The 20,837-nt window shown below is 63.6% G+C and carries 18 protein-coding genes; 8 read left to right on the forward strand and 10 right to left on the reverse strand.

All coding sequences use genetic code 11. From position 1 onward, the window contains the following. Nucleotides 1–189: 189 nt before the first annotated feature. Nucleotides 190–1,230, reverse strand: coding sequence for a gentisate 1,2-dioxygenase (gene gtdA / locus IVA87_RS21055; RefSeq protein WP_247302645.1), 1,041 nt, complete (start codon nucleotides 1,228–1,230; stop codon nucleotides 190–192). Between the two features lie 194 nt (nucleotides 1,231–1,424). On the opposite strand from gtdA, the gene maiA reads away from it, so the two are divergent. After that, nucleotides 1,425–2,057, forward strand: coding sequence for a maleylacetoacetate isomerase (gene maiA, locus IVA87_RS21060; protein WP_247302647.1), 633 nt, complete (start codon nucleotides 1,425–1,427; stop codon nucleotides 2,055–2,057). Then, nucleotides 2,047–2,559: a MarR family transcriptional regulator gene (locus IVA87_RS21065; protein WP_247302649.1), complete on the forward strand. Its 513-nt coding sequence runs from the start codon at nucleotides 2,047–2,049 to the stop codon at nucleotides 2,557–2,559. The genes maiA and IVA87_RS21065 overlap by 11 nt, the downstream gene beginning before the upstream one ends. A 63-nt stretch (nucleotides 2,560–2,622) precedes the next feature. Here the strand turns inward: IVA87_RS21065 and IVA87_RS21070 are convergent, their stop codons facing one another. The 5 genes from IVA87_RS21070 to IVA87_RS21090 form a co-directional block, all read right to left on the reverse strand. Further along, nucleotides 2,623–4,236 carry a benzoate-CoA ligase family protein gene (locus IVA87_RS21070; protein ID WP_247334882.1) on the reverse strand — a complete coding sequence of 538 codons (1,614 nt, stop codon included), beginning with the start codon at nucleotides 4,234–4,236 and terminating at the stop codon, nucleotides 2,623–2,625. Next, the gene (locus IVA87_RS21075) at nucleotides 4,233–5,372 is read right to left on the reverse strand and encodes an FAD-dependent monooxygenase (RefSeq protein ID WP_247302653.1); all 1,140 of its coding nucleotides are present in this window, start codon (nucleotides 5,370–5,372) and stop codon (nucleotides 4,233–4,235) included. The genes IVA87_RS21070 and IVA87_RS21075 overlap by 4 nt, the downstream gene beginning before the upstream one ends. Before the next feature lie 190 nt (nucleotides 5,373–5,562). Beyond that, nucleotides 5,563–5,778, reverse strand: a complete 216-nt coding sequence (locus tag IVA87_RS21080; RefSeq protein ID WP_247302655.1) for a hypothetical protein — start codon at nucleotides 5,776–5,778, stop codon at nucleotides 5,563–5,565. Between the two features lie 132 nt (nucleotides 5,779–5,910). After that, nucleotides 5,911–6,738, reverse strand: a complete 828-nt coding sequence (locus IVA87_RS21085; RefSeq protein ID WP_247334886.1) for a hypothetical protein — start codon at nucleotides 6,736–6,738, stop codon at nucleotides 5,911–5,913. Nucleotides 6,739–6,893: 155 nt separating this feature from the next. Then, nucleotides 6,894–7,895, reverse strand: coding sequence for an NADP-dependent oxidoreductase (locus tag IVA87_RS21090; protein WP_247302658.1), 1,002 nt, complete (start codon nucleotides 7,893–7,895; stop codon nucleotides 6,894–6,896). 211 nt (nucleotides 7,896–8,106) lie between these two features. Here IVA87_RS21090 and IVA87_RS21095 point away from each other — a divergent pair, with 211 nt between their 5' ends. Both IVA87_RS21095 and IVA87_RS21100 read left to right on the forward strand, forming a co-directional pair. Further along, the gene (locus IVA87_RS21095) at nucleotides 8,107–9,405 is read left to right on the forward strand and encodes a dicarboxylate/amino acid:cation symporter (protein WP_247276360.1); all 1,299 of its coding nucleotides are present in this window, start codon (nucleotides 8,107–8,109) and stop codon (nucleotides 9,403–9,405) included. Nucleotides 9,406–9,414: 9 nt separating this feature from the next. Further along, entirely contained in the window at nucleotides 9,415–10,356 is a 942-nt protein-coding gene (locus IVA87_RS21100) for an amino acid ABC transporter substrate-binding protein (protein ID WP_247302660.1), read from the forward strand. Nucleotides 10,357–10,512: 156 nt separating this feature from the next. Here IVA87_RS21100 and IVA87_RS21105 read toward each other — a convergent pair whose 3' ends face one another. Then, entirely contained in the window at nucleotides 10,513–11,319 is an 807-nt protein-coding gene (locus IVA87_RS21105; protein ID WP_247302662.1) for a RimK-like protein, read from the reverse strand. 374 nt (nucleotides 11,320–11,693) lie between these two features. On the opposite strand from IVA87_RS21105, the gene IVA87_RS21110 reads away from it, so the two are divergent. From IVA87_RS21110 to IVA87_RS21120, 3 genes are all read left to right on the forward strand, one after another. Beyond that, on the forward strand, nucleotides 11,694–12,467 hold the full coding sequence (locus IVA87_RS21110; protein ID WP_247302664.1) for a ferredoxin--NADP reductase: 774 nt from the start codon (nucleotides 11,694–11,696) through the stop codon (nucleotides 12,465–12,467). Nucleotides 12,468–12,860: 393 nt separating this feature from the next. Then, nucleotides 12,861–14,486: an FMN-binding glutamate synthase family protein gene (locus tag IVA87_RS21115; protein ID WP_247302870.1), complete on the forward strand. Its 1,626-nt coding sequence runs from the start codon at nucleotides 12,861–12,863 to the stop codon at nucleotides 14,484–14,486. 101 nt (nucleotides 14,487–14,587) lie between these two features. Beyond that, nucleotides 14,588–14,827, forward strand: a complete 240-nt coding sequence (locus IVA87_RS21120) for a PilZ domain-containing protein (RefSeq protein ID WP_247302871.1) — start codon at nucleotides 14,588–14,590, stop codon at nucleotides 14,825–14,827. A 73-nt stretch (nucleotides 14,828–14,900) separates the two neighbouring features. Here IVA87_RS21120 and IVA87_RS21125 read toward each other — a convergent pair whose 3' ends face one another. From IVA87_RS21125 to IVA87_RS21135, 3 genes are all read right to left on the reverse strand, one after another. Continuing rightward, the gene (locus tag IVA87_RS21125; RefSeq protein ID WP_247334889.1) at nucleotides 14,901–16,196 is read right to left on the reverse strand and encodes a hemolysin family protein; all 1,296 of its coding nucleotides are present in this window, start codon (nucleotides 16,194–16,196) and stop codon (nucleotides 14,901–14,903) included. Between the two features lie 247 nt (nucleotides 16,197–16,443). Beyond that, nucleotides 16,444–18,414, reverse strand: coding sequence for a carbohydrate porin (locus tag IVA87_RS21130; protein WP_247302668.1), 1,971 nt, complete (start codon nucleotides 18,412–18,414; stop codon nucleotides 16,444–16,446). 350 nt (nucleotides 18,415–18,764) lie between these two features. Continuing rightward, nucleotides 18,765–19,571 (reverse strand): creatininase family protein, encoded by an 807-nt coding sequence (locus tag IVA87_RS21135; RefSeq protein WP_247302670.1) that lies wholly within the window; start codon nucleotides 19,569–19,571, stop codon nucleotides 18,765–18,767. Between the two features lie 165 nt (nucleotides 19,572–19,736). Here IVA87_RS21135 and IVA87_RS21140 point away from each other — a divergent pair, with 165 nt between their 5' ends. Then, nucleotides 19,737–20,759 carry an ABC transporter substrate-binding protein gene (locus IVA87_RS21140; RefSeq protein WP_247302672.1) on the forward strand — a complete coding sequence of 341 codons (1,023 nt, stop codon included), beginning with the start codon at nucleotides 19,737–19,739 and terminating at the stop codon, nucleotides 20,757–20,759. Nucleotides 20,760–20,837: the final 78 nt, after the last annotated feature.

Below are 20,837 nucleotides of genomic sequence, written 5' to 3' on the forward strand. Positions count from 1 at the left end.
TCATGACGTCGCGCGCAGCGTCCGTCAAGGATGGCCGTCGCTCGCTCGAACCTCACGTGGTCTGTTGCCAGGCCACGCCTTGACGGACGCGAGCACGGCATCATCATGGCAGGCGCAGACCATCCGGGCGGAGCAAAAAACTGCCGCCACTTAATGGTTGCTACGAAGCCAGCTACGAGACCTGCTCCGTCACGCGTTCCCGCGATCTTCCCGAAACAGATCCAGCTTCTGCTGCACCGGCCGGTCCGAGAAGCTGAACAGCACGGCGTCCTCATCCGCCTCGTGCGTGACCCAGTGCCAGCTCGGCACCACGAACAGATCGCGCGGGCCCCATTCGAAGGTCGCATCCCCAATCCGGCTGCGGCCGCGGCCTTCGATCGGGCAGAACACCGTGGCATCGGTCGAGCGATAGCGCGCGGTCTTGAAACCCTTCGGCAGCAGCTGGATGAAGGTGCCGATGGTCGGCATTGCGAAATCGCCGGTCTCGGGATTGCTGAATTTCAGCTTCAGGCCGTGGCAGGCGTCCCATTCCTGGCTTGCGCGGGCTTTCTCCAGCGCTTCGCGGGTGTAGGCATAGGGATAGCTGAAGATCGGCGAGGTCTTCGAGCTCCGCTTTACGTCGACCGGCAGCAGGTTGTGGCCGTAGCGCGCAAAGCTGTCGCCGGCTGGTCTTGTGATCTTCTGCTGGTCCTCCCTTGAGCCTTCCGCAAAGGAGCAATCGAAGAACTGCACCAGCGGGATATCGAGGCCGTCGAGCCAAAACATCGGCTCGCTGGTCTCGTTGGAATGATCGTGCCAGGTCATCGACGGCGTGATGATGAAGTCGCCGGGCTCCATCGCGGTGCGCTCGCCGTCGACCGCGGTGTGGGCGCCCTTGCCTTCGAGCACGAAGCGCAGCGCGGACTGGCTGTGGCGGTGCGCGGGCGCGACGTCGCCGGGCACCACCATCTGCACCCCGGCATAGAGCGAGGTCGTGATCTTGGACTGGCCGCGCAGGCCCGGATTCTCCAGCACCAGCACGCGCCGCTCGGCTTCCTTGGCGGTGATCAGCTTGCCGGCTTCCGTCATGTAGTCGCGGATGATTTCGAACTTCCATAAGTGAGGCCGGCAGGCGCTCTTCGGCTCCGGCGTGATCAAATCGCTCATCACCGTCCACAGCGCGGTGAGATTTTCGCCGTCGATCTTCCGGTAAAATGCCTCGCGTTCCGGCGTCTTGGTCACGGCTTCCATGGTGCGGCTCCGTTCGTTTTGTCGATTGACAGTATACTGAGGATATAGGTAGCGTCAACGTGAGGGATGTTGGTCGCCATTCCGGGGCGATGCGGCAGCATCGAACTATGGTGCGCACTTGCGCACCTGGAATCTCGAGGTTCCGGGTTCTCGCTCCGCGAGCCCCGGAACGACAAGAAACAAGGGAGGTCTCAATGAAGCTGCACGGCTATTTCCGCTCCAGCGCCGCCTATCGCGTGCGGATCGCGCTGAACCTCAAGGGCCTCGGTGCCGAGCATCTGCCGCATCATCTGCGCAAGGGCGAGCAATGCGCGCCCGCCTATCTCGCCATCAACCCGCAAGGCCTGGTCCCGGCGCTGGAGGACGATGCGGGCGAAGTGCTGACCCAATCGGTCGCGATCATCGAATGGCTCGACGAAACGCATCCCAATCCGCCGCTGCTGCCGAAGGACCCGCTGCGCCGTGCCAAGGTGCGCGCGTTCGCACTCGCGATCGCCTGCGACACACATCCGGTGCAGAACCTGAAGGTGCTGGCGCGGCTGCGCGAGCTCGGCCTTGCCGAGGAGAAGGTCCAGGACTGGGCGGCCTGGGTCAACCGCGAGGGATTGTCGGCCTGCGAGACGCTGATCAGGGGCGAGCCGGGCCCGTTCTGCTTCGGAGACGCGCCGACGCTGGCCGATCTCTGTCTGGTGCCGCAGCTCGCCAATGCGCGCCGTTTCGGCGTCGATGTGTCGGCCTATCCGCGCCTGCTTCAGGCAGAAGCCGCCGCCAAGGCAATGCCGGCCTTCGCCAATGCCGCGCCGGAGAAGCAGCCCGATGCCGAGTAAGCCTCTTCCTCCGATCACGATGGATGCGGTCTATGCCGCGCCAGGCTATCTGTTCCGGCGCATGCAGCAGATCGCGGTCTCGATCTTCATGGAGGAGTGCAAGGCGTTCGACCTGACGCCGGTGCAATATGCGGCGCTGATCGCGGTCCACACCCATCCCGGCATCGACGCGACGCGTCTGTCGGCGGTGATCGCCTTCGATCGCTCCACGCTCGGCAGCGTGATCGAGCGGCTTCAGGCCAAGGCCTATATCGAGCGCAAGCCGGCGCCCGAGGACAAGCGGATCAAGCTGCTCTATCTGACCAGATCAGGCGCCGCGATCCTGCGCGACATCATCCCCGCCGTAGAGCGAGCCCAGGCGCGCATGCTGGAGCCGTTGAAACCCGCCGACCGCAAGGCGCTGCTGGAGCTCTTGGTGCAGCTCGTCGATCTCAACAACGAAGCCTCACGCGTGCCGCTGCGGGCCGAGGATGCGCTGGAACATCTGGGGAAGGGCGGGTGAGGTCTTCGCGGGCGATGACAGCGTGGGTATGGTCACGTGAGCGTATCCCTCACATCCTCGGCCTCACATCCGCAGCAACGCCTGCCGGTCGATCTTCCCCGTGCCGGTCTTCGGCAGCTCGTCGATGAAGATTACCTCGCGCGGATATTTGTACGGCAATAGCTTGCCCTTCACATAATCCTGGAGCTTGCGCGTCGTCTCGCTCTGATCAGTGGCGCGGTTGTTCATCACCACCACGGCCTTCAGCGTCATGCGCCGATCCGGCAGTTCGGCGGCGAACACCGCGCATTCGCGAATATCAGGGTGGTCGGCGAGGCAGAGTTCGACCTCCAGCGGATAGACCCACTGGCCGGAGATCTTGATGAGATCGTCGGCGCGGCCGCGGAAGAAGTGGAAGCCGTCGGCATCGCGCACGAAGCGATCGCCGGTGTAGATCCAGCCGCCCTCGCGAATGGTCTCGGCGGATTTGTCCGGCCGGTTCCAGTACAGCGGCGTGTTGGAATCGCCGCGCACCCACAAGATGCCTTCCTCGTTATCGGCGACGTCGCGGCCGTCCTTGTCGCGTAGCGCAACCTCGTAGCCGGGCACGCGCAGGCCGGCGGCGCCGAGCTTCCTCTTGTCAGGACGGTTGGAGAGATAGATGTGCAGCACCTCGGTCGAGCCGAGACCCTCGACGATCTCGAGGCCTGTGAGCGCCTTCCAGCCGTTGAAGACTTCGACCGAGAGCACCTCGGCCGCAGAGAGCGCCATGCGCAGCGACGAAAAGTCGGTCTTGTCGGCGCCCTCGGCCTTGGTCAGTGCCGTGTAGAGCGTCGGCAGGCCGAAGAACACCGTCGGCTTGTATTGCTCGATCGCCGAAAAGATCGATGCGGGCTTCGGCTGGCCCGGCAACAGCAACGTTGCCGCGCCCGCCGAGAATGGGAAGGTGACGGAATTGCCAAAGCCGTAAGCGAAGAAGATCTTTGGTACCGAGAAGCAGATGTCGCCAGACGTCAGCTTCAACACGCTCCGGGCAAAGGCGGCTTCGCTATAGGCCATATCGTGCTGAAGATGCACGATGCCCTTGGGCCGGCCGGTTGAGCCGGAGGAGTACATCCAGAACGCCATCTCGTCGCGATCGGTGTTGGCTTCCGCGAGTTCGGCCGGGGACTGCATGAGCCAGCTTGCCGCTGCGATCGCAACAGGCGCGGCGTGGTCGCGCACCTCGCCATTGACGACGATCAGCGTGTGCAGACCCGTGTCCCTGCAAGCTTCCGCATTGAAGCGCGCGCAGAATTCGGCATCCGCCACCGCAACGGCAGCGCCGGAATCGGCAAGATAAAACTGCAAGAGGTCCGGCGGCGTCAGCGTGTTGATCAGGAGCGGCACGAAGCCGGCGCGCACCGCGCCGAAGAAGGCGGCGGGATAGGCCGGCGTGTCGTCGAGAAACAAGAGCACGCGGTCGCCGCGCTTGAGGCCGAGCGAGGCAAGCCCGTTGCCCCAGCGGCAAGCCTCGGCGCAGAGCTCGGCATAGGTCCGCGTGCCCGCCGGGCCGATGAGCGCGAGCTTGTCGCCGCGCCCTTGATCGAGATTGTCGAATAGCACGCGGCCGGCATTATAGATTTGCGGAACGGCAAAGCCGATCTCGCGTGCGCCGGGGCTGTCCGCAGGCACCTGGTCGCGAATCTCGTTGCTCATGCCGCACCCCCGCCGTTCTTGGCCGCCTCGTAGCGCGCCATGAAGGCCGGGGACATCGCCCGCAGCCGGGAATCGTCGATGCGGCCGGACCGGGTGATGTAGCTATAGGCGAAATCCATCACGGGCAGCTTCATGTGGTCGGCGAAGTGCTCGTACCAGAACGCGCTGGTGCGCGCGGCATCGACGAGCTTCTGCACGATCGGCTTGCGCGTGGCCTGGTAGCGATGCAGAGCGGTCGACAGATGCGCATCCGATTCCAGCGCCTTGACCAGCGCGATGGCGTCTTCGATCGCGAGCCGCGTGCCTGATCCGATCGAGAAATGCGCCGAGTGCAGGGCATCTCCGAGCAGCACGATGTTCTTGAACGACCAGTGCTCGTTCCAGACCCAGGGAAAGTTGCGCCAGACCGATTTGTTGGAGACGAGGCAATGGCCACCAAGCGTGTCGGCAAACACCTCCTCGCAAACGCCCTTGGACTGCTCGACGTCCTTGTAGGCGAAGCCATAGGCCTGCCATGTCGCGTGATCGCATTCGACCAGAAAGGTGCTCATGTTCGGCGAGTAGCGGTAGTGATGGGCGTTGAAGGCGCCGCGGTCGGTCTTCACGAAAGTCTGCGACAGCGTATCGAAGCGTTTCGAGGTGCCGTACCAGACGAACTTGTTGGAGGAGTAGGACAGCGAGGTGCCGAAATCGCCCTCATAGGCCCGGCGCACCAGCGAGTTGAGGCCGTCGGCGGCGACGATGAGATCGTGGCCGTTGAGTTGGTCGATCGCATGGATCTGGGTGTCGAAGCACGGGGCGACGCCGGCATCGAGCGCGCGCTGCTGCAGGAACTTGAGCAGCTCGAGCCGTCCGATCGAGGAGAAGCCGACCCCGTCGATGGCGACGCTGTCCCCGTGCAGGTTCAGCGTGATGTTCTCCCAGCTCTCCATATGCGGCGCGATCGCGTCGACCGTTTCGGGGTCGTCGGCGCGCAGGAATTCCAAAGCCTGGTCCGAGAACACGACGCCAAAGCCCCAGGTCGCGTCGGCCGGGTTCTGTTCGAACAGGTCGACTTGATCCTCGGGGTGACGCTTCTTCCAGAGATAGGCGAAGTAGAGCCCACCGGGCCCCCCGCCAATCACGGCGATCCGCAACGTCTGCCTCCCTAATTGACAGTATACTCACTATCTAGGGGTAGACTAATGTGCTCCGGCGTCCGGCGCCAGCGGAATTATGAAAGGCGAGGCGCGCCGAAGCTCACTCCCGAACGCGCGTTTGGCGCGTGTCCGAAGCAGTTTCGCGCGCAAGCATAGCCAAACTACGCGGGCTTGGCCATGCGCACCGTCAGACGCAGCGCTTCACGTAGACCCCGTTCACCAGCACCCTGGTGCAGCGGACGGCCGGAACCGGCTTGCGGACCACGACCGCCGCGCTCGGCCCGGCGCAGCCGGCGCGATACACGCCGCGGGCGCAGACCACCGCATTGGCGTCGGTGGCCTCGAACGTCATGGTCGCTGCGAAGGCAAGGAGTGCAGAAGCGACGAGCAGCAATGAACGCATGTTGTCCTCCTGGTCTGGCCGTGATCGAAATCGGGTCCTTGCAAAAGACTTGTCGTTGCAGGCGTGCGGGAATTCATTCGCGCAGGCCGCCAAGCATTGCCCCTGTGCCTTGGCGCGCGATCGTGCGCTGCCTCATCGCACTGCGAACGGGGCGAGCACGTCCTTGCACGCCGGCGATAGCGAGGCGGCATTGCTGGAGATGCATTGAATGATGCGGCCGCCGCCGGGCGCGACGCCGGCGCAGAGCGTGCGGATGTCGGCGCCGCAGGCCGACCTTGCGATGAACAGCTCTTCGCGCGGCCGCAGCGGGCGCAAAACGATCGCCGCTGGCGCGGCCGCCGGTGCTGCTGCCGCGGGAGCCGCACCCGCGGGCGCTGCCGTTGCAGCCGCGCCACCGCCGGACGCCGCACTCAACGCGCTCTGGCAGGCCGGCGAGACCTTGGCCTTGCTCTTCTCCAGGCATTCGAGCGCGGGGGCGCCGTCCGGCGGCACACTGGCGCACACCTTGGGATAATCGGCGCGGCACGCGCTCTTGACCGCCGCAACCTGCGCGCTGCTCGGCTGCGTGGCGGCAGCAGCCTTCGGCGCCGGCGCGGCGGCCGGCTTTGCAGCGGGAGCGGAGTCAGCCTTCGGCGTGGCAGGCGCCGCTGCCGGCTTGGGCGCAGCCTCGGTCTTCGGCGCAGCTTCGGTCTTCGGCGCCGAAGCAGGCTCGACCGCGCGAACCGCGGTCTGGCATCCCGATGACAGGCTGGACATGTTCTTTGCCAGACATTGATACGCTTCCACCCCGCCGGGCGTCACGCTCGAGCAATGCGCCATGAAGTCCGAGCGGCATGCCGAGCGGATGGCGCCCTTCTGCGCCTCGGTCGGCGCCTGCGCGAACGCGCCTGTTGCAATTGCGAAGAACGCTGCCGCCAGCAACACCTTGCGCGTTGATGCATGTCTCAACGTGTTGAGCATCTGACTGATTTCCTGCCCTGCCGGTCACGCCGACGACTCTTAAAATATAATGCAATCGCAATCGTCGCGAATGATGCCTCGCGCGTGGCATCATTCGCCGCTTTGATCTCTCCTGCAAGCCAATTATGCAGGTGCAATTGCGCCGTGGCGGCGTCTCAGAGCCTTATCATGCGCTTGCCGCGGTTCTCGCCCGCCAGCAATCCAATCAGCGCGTTCGGTGTGTTCTCGAGGCCATCGATAATGTCCTCCTGCACCTTCAGCTTGCCCGAATTGACCCACGCTTGGAGGTCTGCCAGTGCGCGCTGGCTGTCCTTCATGTAGTCCATCACGATGAAGCCCTGCATGACGAGCCGCTTCACCACGATCAAGCCGGGCACGCCGCGCGGGCCGTGTGCGGCGGGCGCGCCGTCATATTGCGAGATTGCACCGCAGCAGGCGATGCGGCCGTAATTGTTCATCTGCGGCAGGCAGGCTTCCAGAATGTCGCCGCCGACATTGTCGAAATAGACGTCGATCCCCTTGGCTGCAGCTGCGCGTAGCGCCTTGAACACCGCGCCGTCCTTGTAGTCCACGGCCGCATCGAAGCCGAGCTCGGAAGTCAGCCAATTGCATTTGTCGGCGCCGCCGGCGATGCCGATCACGCGGCATCCTTTGATCTTGGCGATCTGTCCGACGAGTGAGCCGACCGAGCCCGCGGCCGCGGAGACCACGACCGTCTCGCCCTCCTTGGGCTTTCCGATCTCCAGCAGGCCGAAATAGGCGGTCAGGCCGGCGATGCCGAACACGCTGAGCAGATGCGTCATCGGCTCGAGCTTCGGCATCTTGGTGAGATGCTTCGCCGGCACCGCGGCATATTCCTGCCAGCCGGTGTCGCCGAACACGATGTCGCCCGCCGCCAGCTCCGGCGCCTTCGAGCTGACAACCTCGGCAATGGCGCCGCCGGCCATCACGCTGTTGGCTTCGACGGCGGAGCGATAGGTCGCGCCATGCATCCAGGCGCGGTTGGCGGCGTCGAGCGAGATGTATCGCACGCGCAGCAGGGCCTCGCCGTCCTTCGGCTCCGGCACTGCGTGCTCCACCATCTTGAAATGCTCGGGCCCGAGCTTGCTGCTGGGTTTTTCCACCAGGAGAATCTGGCGATTGATGTTGCCGCTCATGGCGTTCCCCTCTCCGATCGTTTGGCGATTATTGATGCAGCGGCAGCCAAGAAAACGTGCAAGCCGCATGCGTTGTGCGCTGCATGAAAGCTAGATCGCGGCGTTCCATTTCACAACGAGAACATCCGGCCAACACGAGCACACGCAAAGCGTGTTGCGTCGCTGTGATATCTGCGACATCATGAAGCGCCGGTGTACGTGGGGGTAAGCGATGTCCAACAGGTTCACGCAATACATTCTGGCCGCGATGGTGCTGGGCATTGTCATGGGCTCGGCGATCTACAATTTCCTGCCCGACACGCGCGCCGACTGGGCCTCGTCCATCAACCTGATCGCTATGATGTTCCTGCGCCTGATCAAGATGATCATCGCGCCGCTGGTGTTCGCGACCCTGGTCGGCGGCATCGCCCATATGGGCTCCGGCTCCAAGCTCGGCCGCATCTTCGCCAAGACCATGGGCTGGTTCGTCAGCGCCTCGTTCGTGTCGCTGTTGCTCGGCCTCATCATGGTGAATTTGCTTCAGCCTGGCGCGAACTTCCCGGGCACGCTGCCCGCGGCGGGCCAATCGACAGGCCTGCCGGTTTCCGCCTTCTCGATCGAGAAATTCTTGACCCATCTGATCCCGACCTCGATCGCGGACGCGATGGCGCAGAACGAAATCCTCCAGATCGTGATCTTCGCCGTGTTCTTCTCGGTGGCGATGGGCGCGATGCCCGAGCGCTCCAAGCCGATCCTGGCGCTGATCGACGACATCGGCCACATCATGCTGAAGGTGACGAGCTACGTGATGTTGTTCGCGCCACTCGCGGTATGGGCCGCCATCACCGCGACGGTCGCCAAGAATGGACTCTTGGTGCTCTGGAAGCTCGTCGTCTTCATGGGCGGCTTCTATCTCTCGCTGGCGATCCTGTGGACCATCCTGGTTATCGTCGGGTTCATCGTGATCGGGCCACGCTACGGTCATCTGCTGAAGCTGATCCGCGAGCCCCTGATGATCGCATTCTCGACCGCGAGCTCGGAAGCGGCCTATCCGAAGACGTTGGAGGGCCTCAACCGTTTCGGCGCCTCGTCGCGGATCTCGAGTTTCGTGTTGCCGCTCGGCTATTCCTTCAACCTCGACGGCACGATGATGTACTGCACCTTCGCCAGCGTCTTCATCGCGCAGAGCTACCACATCGACATGCCGCTCGGCACCCAGCTCGCCATGCTGGCGACGCTGATGATCACCTCCAAGGGCGTCGCCGGCGTGCCGCGCGCCTCGCTCGTCGTGATCGCCTCGACGCTGGCGCAGTTCAACATCCCCGAGGCGGGCCTCTTGATGATCATGGGCATCGACACCTTCCTGGACATGGGCCGCAGTGCCACCAACGTGATCGGCAACACGCTGGCGACCTCGGTCGTGGCCAAATGGGAAGGTGAGCTCGGGCCCGAGCACGAGCTTGGACCTAGTGATGCGGTGCCCGAGGATATGGTGCCCGGTGAAGTGCCCGCCATGGCCGGCCATGGGTAGGAGCGAACCATGGGCCAGTTCCTGGCGAGGTCACTGACCTCATTCTGCTTATGGCTCGCGGCATGTTTGCTGATGACTTCGTTGTTCGTGAGCTCGGCGTTCGCCCAGACCGGCAGCGAAGGGCTCAGCCCGACGCTGTCGGCCATCAAGCAGGCGCACACCGTGCGGCTCGGATATCGCGAGAGCTCGCCGCCATTCTCCTTCCTCGACCAGGCGGGGCGCCCGATCGGCTACAGCCTCGAGCTGTGCGAGGCCATCGTCGAGGAGATCGGCATCGAGGTCGACGATCCCAATCTCAGGATAGATTACGTCAAGGTCACCTCGGACGACCGCATCGACGCCGTGCTCCAGAACAAGATCGACTTTGAATGCGGCTCGACTACCGCCAATGCCGAACGTGGCAAGCGCGTCGCCTTCTCGCCGCTGATATTCGTCGCCGGCACCAAGCTGATGGTGCCGAAGGCGTCGAACGTCCGGTCGCTGACCGATCTGAAGGGCAAGACCATCGTGGTGACGAAGGGCACCACGAACGAGCAGGCGATCCAGGCAGCCGACAAGAAGCTCTCGCTCGGTCTTAACATCGTGACCGCGCCGGATCACGAGCAGTCGTTTCAGATGGTGAACGACGGCAAGGCGGATGCGTTCGCGACCGACGACATCCTGCTCTACGGCCTGATTGCGCGTCACAAGGCACAGGAATATTTTCGCGTGGTCGGGGACTATCTGTCCTACGATCCCTACGGCATCATGTTCAGGAAGGGCGAGCCGCAACTCGCCGCCGTGGTCGAACGCGCCTTCCGCAAGCTCGGCTCGAACCGCGACCTTATCCCGCTCTACAACAAATGGTTCACCGCCAGGTTTCCCACCGGCGAACGGCTGAACGTACCGATCTCGCTGCAGCTGGAAGAAGCCTTCAAGGCGATGGACGATTCGCCGGGCGCGAATAATTGAGCCGCGAGCTCAGTGCACCAGAGGCTGGCTCGCCGCGCAGCGGCGAGACGGTGAGGGGTCTCTATCCGCACGAGCAGCCTCGCGAGTGGAGAGAACCCCTCATCCGGCGCTTCGCGCCACCTTCTCCCGCAAGGGTAGAAGGGTTCCACCCTGCGCTTAGCAGTCAGCTCGCCTCCCAAACACCCGGTCCAGCGCCGCGTCGTACGTCGCCTGCACCAACTCCGGATGCAGCTTCGCCAGCGACTCCATCATCACGCCGGAATTGATCTCGAGCACGCGCCAATCGCCATCGACGCGCACCACGTCGATCGACGCAAAGGCGATGCCGATCGCGCGCGCAGCATCGATCGCGAGCTTGACGCAAGCCGTTCGAACCTCGCCGCTCCCCAGCAATACCGGCTTTGCGCCGGCATCAAGATTGTGTCGCCAATCTGTGCCACGCTGCTTACCGTAGACGACGAGGGGGACATCATCGAGCAGCACCACGCGGACCTCGTCCTCGATCGCGACATAGGGCGAGATCACGAGCCCGGCATTCATCGAGAAAACTTCGCCAACCGCGTGATCCAGCTCCGCCTCCGTCGTCACCTTGAACACCGAGCGCCCCGATGTCCCCTCATTCGGCTTCACCACCACGCCTTGCGGATGGCCGTGAAGCAGCTCAAGCATTGCATCTCGCCAGGTGGGGCCAACGACATTCTTGCCGAGCTTCGGGTTGAGGAACAGATGATGCGGAATGCACGGCACGCCCTCCAGCGCCAGCGCCTCGGCGGTGGCCGATTTATCGCTGGCGAGACGATGCGCGATGGCGCTGTTGAGGCCGATGTCGTAGCCGAAGGCGAAGCGGCGCGTCTTGCCCCGGCGCATCGCAACCAGCCAGCCACTGGCGTGGACATCGACCGCAATGCCATGGTCCGCGCAATAGCGCCTGATCGCCTGGATGAAGATCCGCTCGCTCGTCATGGTTTCGGTCGTTCCTGTCGCCAAAAGCCGCAAAAATGCGGGAAACGGCGCCAAACCGGGGTGAAAATCAGAGCTATTCTTAATGAAATTCTCGTTAGCGCGACGGAAATTAACTGCTGCCATCGAGCCCCGGAGGGAAAAGAAATTGCCCGCCGCGCGCGCGGGGCAGCAAATTCATTAATGATGCGCCCAATTCCGCCCAAATGCCGGTTTGGCGGGCACTAATTGCTTCCGAAACGAGGTTGATTATTGGTCTCAATGGCGTAGATCACACACGCGAAATCCTCCGCCATGGCAAATGGTGCTCGCCCCGCCGTCAGGGGCCTGGCAATCCTTTTGTCCGAAAACCGCAAATATTCGGAATATCGAAAATCATGAGCGCGTTTTACCGAGAGAAGGTTCTTTCCGTCCACCATTGGACCGACACGCTGTTCAGCTTCCGCGCCACGCGCGATACCGGCTTCCGGTTCCAGAACGGCCAGTTCGCCATGATCGGCCTCGAGGTCGACGGCCGCCCGCTGCTGCGCGCCTACAGCATGGCGAGCGCCAATCACGAGGAACAGCTCGAGTTTTTCTCGATCAAGGTTCAGGACGGTCCGCTGACCTCGCGCCTTCAGAAGATCAAGGAAGGCGACACCATTCTGGTCGGTCGCAAGGCGACCGGGACGCTGATCACCGACAATCTGCTTCCCGGCAAGCGGCTGCTGCTGCTGTCGACCGGAACCGGCCTTGCGCCGTTTGCGAGCCTGATCAAGGATCCCGAGGTTTATGATCAGTTCGAGTCGATCGTGCTGGTGCACGGCTGCCGCCAGGTCTCCGAGCTCGCCTATGGCGAGAAGCTGGTCGCGAATTTGCGTGAGGACGAGGTGTTCGGCGAGCTGCTCGCGGACAAGCTCGTCTACTATCCGACTGTGACCCGCGAGCCGTTCCGCAACCGCGGCCGCATCACCGATCTCATCAGCTCCGAGCAGATCTTCAACGACATCGGTCAAGGCCCGCTCGACATCGCAACCGACCGCATCATGATGTGCGGCAGCCCCGCGATGCTCGAAGAGCTGAAGCTGATGTTCGAAGGCCGCGACTTCGTCGAAGGCTCCGGCAACAAGCCCGGCCATTTCGTGATCGAAAAGGCGTTCGTCGAGCGCTAAGCCCCCCTCTTCGTCGTCGGTGTGGTCCTGGCGAAGGCCAGGACCAGTACCGACCGGGTGAAGTTTGGCGAAGGCTTGGTCGTTGCCAGTCTTCGCAACAACGCCCGCTTAGGGGTGGTCCTTGCTTTCGCCAGGAGGACAGCGGCGGGTGAGGCGCCTTTGCCCGCTTAGCCGCGTCCCTTTCCCCTTCTGCTGCACTGCAAAAGCCCGCCCATCGGGCTGATTGATTTGTCTCAGCCGAATTCGCTAGCCTGAAACAAGGGCCGCGTCATATCCGTATGACAGGCACAGGCGTATCGTATCGCCTCATGCTGGCGAGAGGATCGGATCGTGGCCGAGGACAACAAGACGCACGAAGCTCCCAAACGCCTGCCCCTGGCGGAAGAGGGGGTCATGGAAACCCTGCTGCTTCCGTTCTCGCCGCGCTTTATCGTGCTGACGATCTGCGCGGTTGTCACTGCGCTGCTGATCGCCATCGGTATCGTCGACCGCAAGATCTTCGACATCCTGCTGGTCCCGATCCTGATCTTCGGCGCGCTGACGCTGCTCGGCGTCCGCGATCTCCTGCAGAAGAGTCACGCGGTGCTGCGCAACTATCCGATCTCCGCGCACATCCGCTTCCTCCTGGAAGAAATCCGCCCCGAGATGCGGCAATATTTCTTCGAGAGCGAGAAGGACGGTATGCCGTTCTCGCGCGATACCCGCGCGGTGGTCTATCAGCGCGCCAAGATGGAGCTCGACAAGCGTCCGTTCGGCACCCAGGAGGACGTCTATCGCGAGGGTTACGAGTGGATGCATCACTCGGTCTCGCCGAAGGCGCATGCCGAGGAAAAATTCCGCGTCGTCATCGGCGGGCCGGATTGCGCAAAACCCTATTCGGCCTCTGTGTTCAATATCTCGGCGATGAGCTTCGGCGCGCTCAGCCCCAACGCGGTGCGTGCGCTCAATGCCGGCGCGAAGAAGGGCGGTTTCGCGCATGACACCGGCGAGGGCGGCGTCAGCCCCTATCACCGGGAGATGGGCGGCGACATCATCTGGGAGATCGGCTCCGGCTATTTCGGCTGCCGTCATCTCGACGGCAGCTTCGATTCCGAGGCGTTCGCGCGCGTCGCCGGCGAGGACCAGATCAAGATGGTTGAGCTCAAGATCAGCCAGGGCGCCAAGCCCGGCCATGGTGGCGTGCTGCCGGCCGCAAAGGTCTCGGAAGAGATTTCCAAGATCCGCGGTGTCGCGATGGGCGAGGATTGCATTTCGCCGGCCTCGCACCGCGCCTTCTCCACGCCGGTTGGCATGATGCAGTTCATCGCCGAGATGCGCCGCCTGTCCGGCGGCAAACCGGCCGGCTTCAAGCTGTGCATCGGCCATCCCTGGGAGTTCCTGGCGATCTGCAAGGCGATGATAGAGACCGGCATCTATCCTGATTTTATCGTCGTCGACGGCAATGAGGGCGGCACCGGCGCGGCGCCTCTGGAATTCATGGATCATTTGGGCATGCCGATGCGCGAGGGCGTCAATTTCGTCCACAACGCGCTGGTCGGCATCAATGCGCGCGACCGTATCAAGATCGGGGCGTCCGGCAAGATCGCCACCGCCTTCGACATGGCGCGCGCCATGGCGATTGGCGCCGACTGGTGCAATTCGGCGCGCGGCTTCATGTTCTCGCTGGGCTGCATCCAGTCGCTGAGCTGCCACACCGACCGCTGCCCCACGGGCGTCGCGACGCAGGACCCGACGCGGGCGCGCGCGCTCTACGTGCCGCTCAAGATCGACCGCGTGCACAATTACCACCATGCGACGCTGCACTCGCTGACCGAGCTGATCGCCGCTGCCGGCCTCGAACATCCGCAGCAGCTGCGTCCGATCCACTTCAGCCAGCGGACGTCGACCACCCAGGTGCAATCCTTCGCACAGCTCTATCCGGCGCTGCGCCCGGGCGAGCTGCTCGAAGGCACGGAAGATCCGCGGTTTCGCGACGCCTGGCGGATGGCACGCTCCGAGACGTTCCAGCCCGCGCAGTGAGTGTCGCGCCGCCCCGCAAGGACGCCGGTCCCGGCGCGTAAAAACATCGCGAGCTCGGCTGCGGTTAACTCTTGGTTCAACTTTGGGTGTAAATTGTGCCCATGGACGAACGGCGCGACAAGGCGAGACATCGCGTGCTGAAGGCCGGGACGATCGAGTTCGGCGGCGGCGCGATCGACTGCACCATCCGCAATCTGTCCGACACCGGCGCAGCCCTCGACGTCACCAGCCCAGTCGGCATCCCCGAACATTTCACCCTGTTCGTCCAGGCCGACGGGACGCATCGATCGTGCACCGTGGTCTGGCGCAAGGAAAAGCGGATCGGGGTGAGGTTCGGGTGAAGGTTTTGCGTTTGGCCTGCGCCGGGACGAGTGGGTGCGGCGTCCCGCGCTCGGTGCATACAATTGCGCGCCCTCACGCCGCCGCCTGTTCGCCCCGCCGGCTCGCCAAAATCTTGTCGATCCGTCGTCCGTCGAGATCGACCACCTCCATGTGCCAGCCGGCGAAATCGAAGGCGTCGCCGACGTTGGGCAGCATGCTGAACTGTTGCAGCACGAGGCCTGCCACCGTGTTGTAGCGATGTGGCGGCAGCTCGATGCCGAGCAGTTCGCCGAACTCGTCAACCGGCATCCAGCCGGAGATCAGGAGCGAGTCGTCGTCGCGCCTGATAAAGGCCGGCTCGGGCGGTCCTTCCTCGGAATGGAAGGCGCCGACGATCGACTCGAGGATATCGGCGGCCGTCACCATGCCTTCGAAGGCGCCGTATTCGTCGTAGACGAAACCGACGTGAACCGGCGCAGCTTTCAGGATGGCCAGCACGTCGCGGGCATCGGCCGAGGCCGGAATGCCCGGCGCCTCGCGCACCAGCGCGCGCAGATCCGGCGTGCGCTCGTTCATATAAGCGATCAGCAGGTCCTTGGCCTGGAGCACGCCGATCGGCTTGTCGCGATCGCCGTCCGAAACGGGGAAACGCGAATGCGGGCTCTTCGCGATGATCTCGTGAATGGTCTTCACATCGTCGTTCAGGTCGATCTCGTCCACCTCGGTGCGCGGCGTCATGACCGCGCCGACTGGCCGATCGCCGAGCCGCATCACGCCCGCGATCATCTCCTTCTCGCCGGGCTCGAGCACGCCGGCGCTTTCGGCCTCGCTGACGAGGTGATGGATTTCGTCCTCCGAGACCTTTTCCTCGGCTCTGCCGCCGCGACCGAGCAGCGCGAGGATCACCTTGCCCGAGACATCGAGCAGGACGACGAGCGGCAGCGAGATCCGCGCCAGCAGGTGCATCGCGGGCGCGACCCTGACGGCGATGCTCTCGGGGTCGCGCAGTGCCACCTGCTTCGGCACCAGTTCGCCGACGATCAGGGTGGCGTAGGTGATGAGCGTGACGACCATGCCGACGCCGACGATGTCGGCAATGCCTGGGGACATACCGAGCTCGAGCAGCCATTGCGTCAGCCGCTGCCCGAGCGTCGCGCCGGAGAATGCGCCGGAAAGCACGCCGACCAGCGTGATGCCGATCTGCACCGTCGAGAGGAATTTGCCTGGATCGGCCGCCAGCGTCAGCGCCCGCTCGGCGCCGCGCACGCCCTTGGCGGCGAGCAGCGACAGCCGCGCCGGGCGGGACGACACGACGGCGAGTTCGGACATGGACAGCAGGCCGTTGATGACGATCAGGACGACGACGATGACGAGTTCGATCGAGAGCATTGATGTTCCGCGGTAAGCGACTGTGGCTGGGCGCCCAGGCCTTGATATAGGTATTCAGCGAGACACAATCCCGCCGCATCTGGCGCCTCGGGAACCGCATGATCGATGGTTCCTGCGCGCCGGCGAGGCCGGCCGCGGCTTCGCCGTCGCCTCCGAACAACTCTTCCCGCTCGGAAATCGTATTTGAAAAGCGAATCCCTGCGCGTCTCGAAGGACTACGCGCGCATTCATCCCGCCCGAGCTGCGTTCAGAACTCGCCGTGCAGCCGTCCCGAAAACACCGACACCGGTCCGCGGTCGGCGTTGTAGGCGGGATTGACGATGAGCTGGTAGTCGGCTGTGAGGGTGAGGTTTTTGTTCAGCGCGTAGGCGTAATACGTCTCGAGGATGCGCTCTTTGCGATAGTTCAGCGCCCCGTCGCCGATCAGCACGCCGAGGCCGCCGGCGGCCAGGAAGTCACGATAATCCTGCGAGATCGCGTTGAGCGCGCCGCCGATGCCGATCACGTCGTCAGGCCGGCCCCATTTCGTGCCCTTGATCGACAGTCCGGCGGACAGGCTGCGATGAATGTCGGTGAAGGCCAGCGTTTCGAAACGGCCGTCGTTCCAGCTCCAGCGGCCGAACAGCCCGACATCGTCCGTGATCGCCTGCTCGAGATTGAGCACATAGCCGTACTTTAAACGGCCGCGCCGGGTCTGCGTGATATCGAGATTGAGCGCGGCATTGTCCAGCGTCTCGCGGAAGCTGCCCATGTTCGCGCTGTCGAGCCAGCCCATGGTCCTGAGCTTGCCGGGCTGGCCGAACAGCGAGAAGCGCGTCTCGAGCTCGAGCACGTACTGGCCGCGCTCCCCGACCCTGGTGTCGAAATGATTCGAATTGGACTCGGAGACCATCAGGAAATAGCCGCCACGCAGGGCCCAGTGCTTCTGGTTGAGCTCGGCGGTGACGCCGTAGGTGAGGCCGACCTTGTCGGCGGAATAGTCGAAGGCGCCCGGCGCCCATAGCGACCAGTTCATGAAGTCCTTGCGGGTGTCCTTGGCGTAGGCATTGCCGTCGAACACGTCGATCACCGCGAACTTGCCGGCCTGCAAGGTGAGGCGGGACACGTCGACCTTCTGCCCGAGCTGCAACTGGCCGCTCGCGAGCTCCTCTTGCTCGCCACCGAAGCCGAAGGTCTGGCGCACGAATAGGCGCGAAGTGTTGTAATGCGGATAGGGGAAGTTCGACTTCTGCGCTTCGCCGTTGGGGAAGCCGGCGGCGCCAACGGTGTCGTTCAGTCCAAACCCCTGGAGCAGCTCGGGATTGTAATAGACCTCGCCACCGTCCCAGAGCCGTGCGTTCAGGAACAGGCTGTTGCTCCAGGTCGCCTTGGCCTGCGCCGACGGTGAGAGCGAATTCGGCCCTGTGTAGAGGGCGGGGAACAACGGATAGCCTTGCGGCAGATAGGTGCTCTGGCCGTGAATCTCCCAGCGGTCCGAGTCCGTGTCGGTCAGGGAGCTCTTCGGGACGTAGCTTGGCAGGCCCTCCCAATCGACCTTGCGGTTGAGGCCGAGCCTGATCTGCTGGAAGTCGAGCGACGAGGAGCTGTATTGGGCCCCCGTCGAGAAGGCGACGTTGGCGCCGTCGAAGCGGCTGTAGAGATATTCGAGCCGCGCACTCCAATGGGGCGCAAAGCCGTATTCGATGCCGGCGCCTGCGACCCAGCCGGGCCGCGTGTTCAGGATTTTTGGGATTTCGGCACCGGAAGCCGGCGCGTCGAAATAGCGCTCGCCCATCCAGGCAAAGCCGCCGGTGACGTAGAGCAGCCACGGACCGCTGGTGTAGCCGACGCGGCCGCGCAGGCTCGCAGTGTAGTCCCATTGCTGCGTGACGGTGTTGGCGGTCGTCGCCAGGAAGGAGACGATCGAGTTCGAGGTGATGTAGTTGGGAAACGAGAAATCGCCTTCGACGCCCACCAGCCAGCCGGAATTCAGCCGGTAATTGTAGCCGGCCTGGACGCCGCCGATCATGCCGCTGAAGACGCCGCTGTCGTTGAGTGCAGCGCCGTCGTTCAGCGCAAAGTGCGACGAGCCGCGGCCATAGCCGGCATGCGCGCCGATATAGAGCCCCGTCCAGTCATAGACCGCTCTCAGCGCCGAGGCCTTCAGCGGCAGATCGGCCGCGGTGCCAGTGGCGGGAAAAGCCAGCACGCCCGTCGCAATCGCCGCGGCCGTCCGCAAGTACCTGTAACGGTGACCTCTCAACGTCAAAACGCACGCCCCCAAAGGCCAATGTATTCCATTCGCCGCAGCCGACATCCCCGCCGATTCGCAGCGGCCCTGTCATCAGTTCTAATACCCGCGCAATCGCCCGGGATGATCTCGGCTCGACGCCGATTCTTCCCAGGTTTCGCGACCTTCTTTGAACGCTATTGCGATTAATTCGCAATAGCAACTGGTGCGGATTGCCGCAGGTGATGGTTCGCACCTCTGTGTGACGGGGCTGCAACGATTCCAGCGGGCCCAAAAACCAATGACCCTCCTGGCGGGACAGCCCGGCGCGAGGCGCGAGACGGGATGAGGCGCCGCAGCTAACCAAGCGGCCCCTTGGCGAGCCTGTTCACGTCGAAATCATCGACCTCGCCCAGCAATTCGCAAAAGGCGCGGGCGCCCTGGTCAAGGAGCTGTTCGCCTTTGGCCGGATCAGCCAGCGTCGCGTTGCCGACGGCGCCGCTGGGATTGAGATCCTGCGCCTGCCAGGCGAACGGCGCGGGCCGCTGCGTCGACAGAAAGCGATATTGCCGCTCCATTGCGATGCTGCTCGCGGGAAAATCCGCGATCGCATCCGTGCGCACCTGGTGAGGATAGCGCGCCAGCATGATCGAGGTCTCGATCGCGCCGCCGTGGATGCCGTGGCGCACTTCGTCGGCCGGGAACAGTCTGTCGGCGCCCGACAGCCGCGACCACGACGTCGTCACCACGAACATCTTTTGATGCGCGCGAAGATCCTGTGCGACCAGCATCATCGCCGCGCTGTTGCCGCCATGGCTGGTGATGATGACAAGCTTCGTCACGCCGCGCCGCGCGACGTCTTCGCCGATAGCTGTCCATCGCTTCAGCGCAACGTCGGTCGGCAGCGTCTGCGTGCCTGGATAGTCGATATGCTCGGTGGAAATGCCGACCGGTTCAACGGGCAGGAAACTGGCCGGAACGGTTTCGGGCAGCAGCTTGCGCACGCGCGCGAGATAGGCATCCGCAATCAGCACGTCGGTTTCGAGCGGCAGATGCGGGCCGTGCTGCTCGGTCGCCGCCAGCGGCAGCACGGCGATCCAACCCGAGGCCTCGGCCGGGGCAACATCGGCCCAGAGGATCTCGGTCCAGTCGCGGGACGGCATCATTGAGCTTTCCTTGGAGGTTTCTTTGCCCGCATTTGTCACGTAATTTGGGGTATGAGGGGACGCGGGCCCGAACGGCTCGCGTCCCCGAACTTCATGCAGTTTTATCGCGTTGCGTTCACATGAGCCAGACGCGATTGGGCCAGCAACGATCGACGGAGTCCCTTCATGAGCCCCTCTCATCTGCGGCGAGCGTTAACGGCGGGCCTGATGGCCGCTTTGATCGGAAGCGTCCCGGTGGAGGCCGAAACGCTCGACAAGGTCACCTTCGGCACCAATTGGGTCGCCGAGGCCGAGCATGGCGGCTTCTTCCAGGCGGTCGCCGACGGCACCTACAAGCGTTACGGGCTCGACGTCACCATCGTCCCGGGCGGGCCCAACGAGAACAACCGGATGCTGCTGATCGCCGGCAAGATCGATTTCTTCATGGCCGCGAACACGCTGATGTCGTTCGATGCGGTGGCCAACAACGTCCCCGTCGTGACCATCGCCGCGGTCTTCCAGAAGGACCCGCAAGTGATGCTGACGCAGCCCGATGCCAAGATCAGCAAGATCGAGGACCTCAAGCCCCTGACGCTGTTCGTCTCCAAGGAGGGCATGACCAGCTACTTCCAGTGGCTGAAGTCCGAATATGGATTCAGCGAGAAAAATGTCCGCCCCTATAATTTCAATCCTCAGCCCTTCATCGCCAACCCCAAGAGCGCCATGCAGGGCTACGTGACATCCGAGCCCTTCGCGGTCGAGAAGGCGGCCGGCTTCAAGCCCAACGTACTGCTGCTCGCCGATTACGGCTTCAATACCTATTCGACCCTGATCGAAACCCGCCGCGACGTGGTCGAGAAGAAGCCCGATCTGGTGCAGCGCTTCGTCGATGCCTCCATCATCGGCTGGTACAATTACATCTACCGCGACAATTCCGCTGGCAATGCCATGATCAAGAAGCTCAACCCCGAGATGACCGATGATCTGCTCGCCTACTCCGTCGCCAAGATGAAAGAGCACGGCATCGTCGATTCCGGCGACAGCCTGAAGAACGGCATCGGCGCCATGAGCGACGAGCGCTACGCTTCCTTCTTCAACAAGATGGTGAAGGCGGGCGTGGTGAAGCCCGATCTCGACTTCCGCAAGTCCTATACGCTGCGCTTCGTCAACAAGGGCGTCGGCGTCGAGCTGCGCCCGAGCAAGCCGTAACGCATGTTGAGATCTGGCGCAGGCGGCTCGGTGTCCCACACCTCTCCCCGATGGGGAGAGGTGAAAGACGCGGCCCGA

The sequence above is a fragment of the Bradyrhizobium sp. 147 genome (assembly GCF_023073935.1).
Taxonomy (GTDB): domain Bacteria; phylum Pseudomonadota; class Alphaproteobacteria; order Rhizobiales; family Xanthobacteraceae; genus Bradyrhizobium.

Coding starts and splice junctions, on each gene's coding strand:
- gtdA (WP_247302645.1), bottom strand. CDS start 1,230: ATGGAAGCCGTGACCAAGACGCCGGAACGCGAGGCATTTTACCGGAAG.
- maiA (WP_247302647.1), top strand. CDS start 1,425: ATGAAGCTGCACGGCTATTTCCGCTCCAGCGCCGCCTATCGCGTGCGG.
- IVA87_RS21065 (WP_247302649.1), top strand. CDS start 2,047: ATGCCGAGTAAGCCTCTTCCTCCGATCACGATGGATGCGGTCTATGCC.
- IVA87_RS21070 (WP_247334882.1), bottom strand. CDS start 4,236: ATGAGCAACGAGATTCGCGACCAGGTGCCTGCGGACAGCCCCGGCGCA.
- IVA87_RS21080 (WP_247302655.1), bottom strand. CDS start 5,778: ATGCGTTCATTGCTGCTCGTCGCTTCTGCACTCCTTGCCTTCGCAGCG.
- IVA87_RS21085 (WP_247334886.1), bottom strand. CDS start 6,738: ATGCTCAACACGTTGAGACATGCATCAACGCGCAAGGTGTTGCTGGCG.
- IVA87_RS21090 (WP_247302658.1), bottom strand. CDS start 7,895: ATGAGCGGCAACATCAATCGCCAGATTCTCCTGGTGGAAAAACCCAGC.
- IVA87_RS21095 (WP_247276360.1), top strand. CDS start 8,107: ATGTCCAACAGGTTCACGCAATACATTCTGGCCGCGATGGTGCTGGGC.
- IVA87_RS21100 (WP_247302660.1), top strand. CDS start 9,415: ATGGGCCAGTTCCTGGCGAGGTCACTGACCTCATTCTGCTTATGGCTC.
- IVA87_RS21105 (WP_247302662.1), bottom strand. CDS start 11,319: ATGACGAGCGAGCGGATCTTCATCCAGGCGATCAGGCGCTATTGCGCG.
- IVA87_RS21110 (WP_247302664.1), top strand. CDS start 11,694: ATGAGCGCGTTTTACCGAGAGAAGGTTCTTTCCGTCCACCATTGGACC.
- IVA87_RS21115 (WP_247302870.1), top strand. CDS start 12,861: ATGGAAACCCTGCTGCTTCCGTTCTCGCCGCGCTTTATCGTGCTGACG.
- IVA87_RS21120 (WP_247302871.1), top strand. CDS start 14,588: ATGGACGAACGGCGCGACAAGGCGAGACATCGCGTGCTGAAGGCCGGG.
- IVA87_RS21125 (WP_247334889.1), bottom strand. CDS start 16,196: ATGCTCTCGATCGAACTCGTCATCGTCGTCGTCCTGATCGTCATCAAC.
- IVA87_RS21135 (WP_247302670.1), bottom strand. CDS start 19,571: ATGATGCCGTCCCGCGACTGGACCGAGATCCTCTGGGCCGATGTTGCC.
- IVA87_RS21140 (WP_247302672.1), top strand. CDS start 19,737: ATGAGCCCCTCTCATCTGCGGCGAGCGTTAACGGCGGGCCTGATGGCC.